At 60.0% G+C, this 6,839-nt stretch carries 4 protein-coding genes and 1 pseudogene; 1 reads left to right on the top strand and 4 read right to left on the bottom strand.

Annotation, left to right across the window (positions count from 1 at the left end; all coding sequences use genetic code 11):
- The 4 genes from C9413_RS25380 to bcsN form a co-directional block, all read right to left on the bottom strand.
- Positions 1-477 (bottom strand): glycosyl hydrolase family 8 (locus C9413_RS25380; RefSeq protein ID WP_246703845.1); only part of this gene is annotated, 477 nt, incomplete at its 3' end.
- Complete coding sequence (locus C9413_RS25375; protein ID WP_170251061.1) at positions 474-2,894, bottom strand: cellulose biosynthesis cyclic di-GMP-binding regulatory protein BcsB; 2,421 nt, start codon at positions 2,892-2,894, stop codon at positions 474-476. The genes C9413_RS25380 and C9413_RS25375, both read right to left, overlap by 4 nt.
- The gene (gene bcsA / locus C9413_RS25370; protein ID WP_170251060.1) at positions 2,894-5,083 is read right to left on the bottom strand and encodes a UDP-forming cellulose synthase catalytic subunit; all 2,190 of its coding nucleotides are present in this window, start codon (positions 5,081-5,083) and stop codon (positions 2,894-2,896) included. Before bcsA ends, C9413_RS25375 begins: the two co-directional genes overlap by 1 nt.
- Before the next feature lie 53 nt (positions 5,084-5,136).
- Positions 5,137-6,099, bottom strand: coding sequence for a cellulose biosynthesis protein BcsN (bcsN, locus tag C9413_RS25365; protein ID WP_040116563.1), 963 nt, complete (start codon positions 6,097-6,099; stop codon positions 5,137-5,139).
- Positions 6,100-6,607: 508 nt separating this feature from the next.
- On the opposite strand from bcsN, the pseudogene C9413_RS25360 reads away from it, so the two are divergent.
- Positions 6,608-6,839 (top strand): annotated as a pseudogene (locus tag C9413_RS25360) (GGDEF-domain containing protein); the annotation flags it as partial.

Raw genomic sequence — 6,839 nt, 5'->3', positions numbered from 1 at the left:
GCCACCGGCCTCCACCACTGCTTCGGAAAGGAGCGCTTGGGCCATTCTGGCGGCGGCTTCGATATAATCGCTCCTGTTCCAGGAGGTGCCAGCGAGCGCAAGCGCATAGGCAATCAGCATGTCGCCGTCCGAGGCGTTGTTGGTGTCCGTCACATGCGGTTTGGCTGAAGGGTCCCATTTCCATACAGCAAGTCCATCATCACGCAGCAGGAGTTCCGTGCGGGTGAAATACCATATCTGCTCGAAATCGGCGGGGCTGTTGGAGAGGTAGGCAAGCAACAGACCGTAGCCCTGGCCCTCGCTGTGGCTGATGTTGCCGTTGCCGTTGTCGATGACACGGCCGCTTGGATCGAGAAACTGCACCTTGTAGGCAGCCAACGCCTTTGGATCGACGAGCACCTGTTGGGCCTGAAGGGGTTCGACAGCAATCGCAAAAGCGAGTGCACCAGCCAGCACAGTTGCCACGATCTTCTTCATTTGCCCCTGCCCAATCTGCTCAGCATGCCCGAGGTCGCCATGCCGAGGAGAATCGAAAGAACGACAAGCAGAAAGGCGTAGGAGAGGATATTGGTCGAGAGCCAGTTTGCGGCGATCAGCCTAAAGTTCGCAAGCGACCAAGGCTGCGAGGGCACGAAATCGAAGCGCGAGACCGGCACGGTTTCGATCTCACCGGTCTTGCCGGAATAGGTGGTGATGTGTCCGGAAATCTGCGGCCAGTTGCGCTGCTTCGTCACAGCATCGACACCTTCGCGCAGATCCTTTGCCGAGGGGGCGGCCACGACTGTCCAGGCGCCGGCGCCGGTTGGGCTGGCGCCTTGGGCAACCATCAGGCTCGCCACGTTGGACGGCGTGAAAACGGCTTCCGCCCTCGGTACAAATTGCAGCGAACTCAGCGAGATGTCGAAGTTCTTGCGCAGCCACTCCTGGAACGCCGTGACCTGACCGCGCCATGCGCCGCTGCTCACCTTGGAGCGCCATTGGTCGAAAGCGGAATTGGTGTCCGGCTGGACCACCTGCGTATCCGGTACCGGGCGCCAAGTGGCCTGGCTTGCCGTGGAGATATTCAGTTGGGACAAGACCGCCGCCGGCAATTGCGAGATGGAACCGATGAATACGGCGTCCTGATCACCGATCGTGCCTGGCGAAGTCGTCGGCTCAATCGTCATGGGGCGACCGGAAACAACCGCCATCTGGCCAAGCAGCGTGGCCGCGGCAGAAAGCGTGTCGGCATCGATGCGGTCTATGAAGAGCGGCATCGGACCGGCAAGCCGTCCATAGGGGTAGGCGGTACCGGCCATGGCGGCAAGATTTGGACGCTGCCCGACGCGGGCGAAATCCGGCATGCGGAACTCAGTTGTATCGAACAAGGCAAAGCGCGACGTGGTCGAGGCGGTCGCACCGGGCACACATATGTTGTCATCGCTCGTCGTGAGGATTGCTTCAAGACTGCGCGAGGTGAGGCCCGGCTTGAAGTGGCGCATGGCCACCCGGATCGGCAGGGGACGGAGGATGCCGCCGCCGGTTCCGGTAATGGGCATCGTCGAGGCGATATTGCCGTTGACATAGATGTCGATATGGCTGCCGGGAAGTACGCTGCCGGTATAGGCCGCATCCAGCAGAACCGTCGCTTCTCCATAGGCATTCGCATAGAAGTCGGAAGGAACCGCGACATTGAATTTCGTACGAAAACGCCGACCGGAAAACTCTGTCGTCTTCACGCCCAGATCGGCAAACGTAAGCCGGGTGTCCTGAAGTATCAACGGTGCGTTTGGCGCGCTCCAGCGCTCGGTGGTCAACGCATCGCGCCTGATGCCCGGCGCACGATCGGTTGGGGAGACGATGGTATCGATTGCCGAGGAGATCGCCTCCCACGAAGGGCCACTGATTAGAAGCACGGGCGAGCCAGTGCGCGGGTCGGTGACGAATGTCGCGAGCGCTGCGGACTGAGCCGCCGGCGGCAGATCTGGAAAATAGGGCTGCAGCTCGGAAGTCGTGCCGACGAGAACGGTAAGCTTGCCGGGACCGGCTGCCGGCAGCGTGTCGACGCTGAAGGAGATGGATTGGTTCGGCATACCACTCAGCACCGAGAGCCCCTGTGCGAGGCGAAGCAGCGGCTTCGTCGTGCCAGGCTGCTCAAGGGCTGGAACGAGGAGGTCGAATTCCGTTCGACCGGACCCGTCGACGCCGACCGCACGGATGGCATCCGTGCTTGACAGCTTTGCAGCTTCTTGCCCTTCGAAGCTCAGATGGGTCTGCGCAGGATCGATATTGGACCACAGCTCATAAGTCGACTGGATCGTGCAATCCGTGCGGTGGCGCTGGCTTGCCTCGAAGGTCAAAAGGTTTGCACCGGGCTGTAACAGACCACGCGGAACATCGAAGCTGACTTGGGTAGGTGTGTCGGGCGAGCCGATCTGCTTTTGACCGATCTGACGGTTGTTGATGAGCACGGTGATCTGCGAGGCTTCCGGCGCAACAACGATGGAATTCTGGTAGGCGAAATTGAATTTTGCTGGCGCGGCTGCCTGTTCTGGCGTGAGGTAGACGCTCCACGACTTTCGGTCGTATTCGCCCTCAAGACCGAATTTGTCGAAGGGAACGACGTAGCGCCGCATGCCGCCGGCCTTCTCCGCCGGAGTGCTGTCAGGCTGGACGGTTTGCGGCCGGGCGGGAAAGGATGGGGAAGGTTTCGGCGGAGCGGCAGGGACGGACGGTGCGTCTGGAACTGTAACAGGCGGTGTCACCGTTGGAGCAGGCAACGTCAGGCGCGGCACCATGGGATGAAGACCGGCCGGGCGCTCAGGCGACATGTCAAAGGGCGCGGGCGCAGTCTGAGCCGAGGTGAGCGTCGAGGTGCTGATGACGAACAGTGCAGCGGCAAGACCTGTCCTCATCAGCCGTTCGCCTTTGCCATCTGCTGCTGCGCTTCGCGCTCCGGACGCATGCTGCGGAAGAAATAAATGAGCCCGCGGCTCGTCTGATAGAGCGATAGACCAAGGAACCAGATGGTACCGCGGATGAGGCCCGGATTGCGGCGACGCGATTCCTGAAACTGCGCCCATTGATCGGAATTGGCAAAGATCAAATCGGCGATCAGGCGATGATCAAGCGCGCTCTTCGGGATATACTGGCAGCCGACGGCCATGATATCGCCGTCTTGCTCCATGTTGCGAACGATCAGAGGCAGAGTTTCGAGGTCAGCACCGCTGTAAGGACGGAAGCGGATTTCGCCTTCGGCGCCGATCGTCATTGGGTCCAGCTGCTTGTTGAAGACATGAAGACGCGCTCCGTGGACCGAGACGTCCTCGATGGAGGCGGTATGCCATTTGCCGTTGACGCCGAATTCACAGCGCCGATTGACGCGCACACGCCGCGAAGCGGCTCGCTCGCCGCGCTCCGATACCACGCCTAGCGCGCAGCCTGCCATGATCAGATTGAAAAGGTTCCAGCCGCCGACAACGAGCGTCACATCCGCCTTGTAGGGCTCGGCATAGATGCGATAGATCGTAATGGCGAGCGCAATGATCTGCACGGCAAATATAACGAAAAAGGGCCTGCTGATTTCCGAAAGGCGGCTGACCGAAATCGATTCGTCCTTTGCCGTGACCTTGAAGGTTGGTTTTCGTGGATTGATCATGACGGAAATGACGGCAGGCAAAAGGTGGACTGTCTGCACATACTCGTAAAGTTCCGATATCCACGGCCAGCGGAACGAACCATAAAGATAGTTCTGCATCATCAGGTTCACGAGCATATAGGCAAGTGTATAGGCCAGAAACTCGCCGCCGGAGGCGGTGAATATTTCAAGGTCGAAGAACAGATAAAAGAGCGGTGCGAACAGGAAGATCGTACGGGGGAACGGGAAGAGCCAAAACAGCGGCGAGGACATGTAACAAAGGCGCTGTGGAATCGAAAGGCCGCGCTTTAAGAGTGGAAACCGAAAGCGCAGGATCTGCATCATGCCTTGCGCCCAGCGGCTGCGTTGGCCGATGAAACTTGCGAAGGTGGCGGGCTGCAGGCCGGCGATCAGCGGCTTGTCCACATAAATGCTATTCCAGCCCGCGCCGTGCAACGCCAATGCGGTCTCACAGTCTTCAGTGATGCTGAGGCCGCTAAAGCCATTGGTGGACTGCAGCGCTCGACGGCTGAGAACTGCGGCCGAGCCACAGAAGAAGGCAGCGTTCCATTTGTCGAGGCCCCGCTGGATGATGCCGTAAAACATCTCATTTTCGCTCGGCATCCTGTCGAAAGTGCGCAGATTGCGCTCCAGCGGATCTGGATTGATGAAAAAGTGCGGCGTTTGTACGAGAAAGAGCTTCGGGTCGTCGTCGAAATAGCCGACCGTCTCGCGAAGGAAGTCCCGGGCGGGCGCGTGGTCAGCGTCGAAGACGGCGATGAGCTCGCCCGTCGAATGCTGCATGCCATTGTTGAGATTGCCTGCCTTGGCATGTTCATTGCGGTCGCGGGTCAGGTAATTGACGCTGAGTGCCTCGCAGAGCTGCCTCAGTTCGTTGTGCCGCGCAATGGCAGCCTGGGCTTCGAGCAGCTTGTTGGAATTGCGTTTTTGCAGCGTGCCGCCATCATCCAGCAGCCAGACTTGCAGTTTATCGGCCGGATAATCGATTGCTTTTGCGGCGGCGAGCGTATTGCCGAGGAGATGGGCGTCTTCGTTATAGGTGGGCACGAAGACGTCGACATGCGGGAACCGCTCTTGCTTGACAGGGCGCGACCGGCGCGGCGGAAGTGGGGTCGCGACGATGAAGAGGCTGAGCGCCAGCATGGCGATGCTATACATTTCGGCGAGATAGAGCAGCAGCCCGGGAATGAAGTTTTCAAGCTGGTTGACGGGCGGCAGCGTACTCGTCGTGCGCCAATAGGCATAACGCAGAACGACGGCAGTACCGAAGGCAAGCGCGATCAGGCGCCATGTGCCCTCCCCCTTCAGGATCTTGATCATCGCCATGATCGTCACGACGGTGATACTGGCAATAAGCTGAGTCTGCAGGTTCACCGGCAAGGTGATCAATACGAAGACGCAGAGCGAGACGATCGCCCAGGTGAAGATGCTTCGAGCCTTATGCATCGACGTCCCTTCAAAAGCATGGCCGGGCATTTCAGCACCGGGCTATGCGTTTCCTATCTTCGGCACGCGGCCGTCATGGCCGCATGGCCTATGCAGTCGGGGGAAGGCACGGTGATGCCACCTGCCTTCGCCGCTTGTTGAACGGGGCCCGGCGCCGGCAGCGGCTGGGTATTGGCCCCTGGCGTTTCGAAAGCTGGGTCCGGCAGCGGTACACGCACCCCGATCGGCGCCGGCATGGGCGCTGTTACCGGTGCCTTCACTTGACGTGGCCGACGACGGAGGGCCGCGGCCGGTTCGTAGCCGATTTCCATGGCGCTAGCGCGGAGGCCACCATCATCCGGGTAAACAGGGCTGCCGGCGCGGCCGAGAACCTCATCGGCGCCTTTTACCTCGCCGTAAGGATTCCATATCTGGCCATTGAGCGTGCCGGTGACCGTATAGCCATACATGACGCTTAAGAGCTGACGCTCGCTGGCGCGTGCGTCGCAAAGGCGAAGCCGCACCTGGATCATCCCGAAATTACGCGCTTGCGTATGTGCCGCCTGGCTCGATCGGATCTGCTGCCAGCCATAAAGGCAGGTATCGCCTGCGCGGCTGCGCCCGGAGGCATATGCGAACGGCCCATAGCTATTTTGCAGGAAGGTGTTGTTCCTCGCCATCGCAACGCCCGGCGCAGCCGCGAATGCCTCGCGAGAAATCCCACTCTCGCTGATCATCTTGTAGGGCGCGCCTCCCGCTCCCGGATTGGACCCACTTGCCCCATAGAATTGCACTTTCAGGAAATTCTGCCCCGGCACGGAAGAGGACGTATAGAGTGAAAGCATCTGCTCCACGCCGTTGCCGCGCGTGGTTTCGACGACACTCACGATGGCCGGGCCACCGGGGGGCGGAAGAATGAGTGCCTTTTCGCTGGGCACCGTCTCGGGCGCCGAGGGCTGCCTGACGCTGCCGCTCGTCGACGCACAGCCGGCCAACAAGACCGCCGCGACCACCGATATCAACCCGAGCAAGCGCATTTTGGGTGCCGCCGCAAAATCGTCTTTCCAGATATCCATCGGCACTTCGCGCAATGGATGTTCGAATCAACGACCGACCGGCCGTTAACGAGGAATAAACGGCGGATACGGTTAATCAAACGTTAAAATCGAGCCCCTTGTGACCGTCACCCGGCCGCTACGACGCAGCGATCTCCATAATCGCCCGTTGCGCCTTCTCATGGCGCGACGCGCCCGTTTCGTGCCGCTGGCGAGATTGATCTTCGACACCTGACCACGAAGATCTAAGCACTTTTGCTGCTCACCGCATTGCCACGGTCCAAAGTGGTTTGTTATTCTTTAGATAAGCTTTCTGTCATATACGATCGAGGACCCGGTCGTCACACGGCCGCAGGATAACGCGTTCTGGTAGAGCTCTGCGTTGACTACAACGAGGCTCGCTCTAGTTCTGATACGGAACAGGTTTGGGTTCGGCAGGATGTATCGATAACGGACCACGTAAGCGAGGCGGGTTGAGGAGGGTGACCCCATGCCGGAAAATCGTGCGAACTGGCCTCAGCCGGCTCCGCAGTCCGAATCCGGCAGCCACGTCGAGGGGCTGTTTTCGCTCTGGGATCATGATCTCAGGCTCGTCGACTGGTCTGAAAAGCTGAAGGAGCGCCTGGATCTTGCTGACGAGGCACCACTAACCTTGGGGGATGTGTCTCCCGACGTGGCAAAGACCGAGCTGGCTGCGCTCGTTCGTCTCGTCGTCGATACCG

Source organism: Rhizobium sp. SEMIA 4085 (assembly GCF_013004495.1).
GTDB lineage: Bacteria > Pseudomonadota > Alphaproteobacteria > Rhizobiales > Rhizobiaceae > Rhizobium > Rhizobium gallicum.
This window is presented reverse-complemented; position numbering and strand designations above follow the sequence as displayed.

Excerpts from the sequence above, each read along its gene's own strand:
- C9413_RS25375 (WP_170251061.1), bottom strand. The coding sequence starts at position 2,894 with ATGAGGACAGGTCTTGCCGCTGCACTGTTCGTCATCAGCACCTCGACG.
- bcsA (WP_170251060.1), bottom strand. The coding sequence starts at position 5,083 with ATGCATAAGGCTCGAAGCATCTTCACCTGGGCGATCGTCTCGCTCTGC.
- bcsN (WP_040116563.1), bottom strand. The coding sequence starts at position 6,099 with ATGCGCTTGCTCGGGTTGATATCGGTGGTCGCGGCGGTCTTGTTGGCC.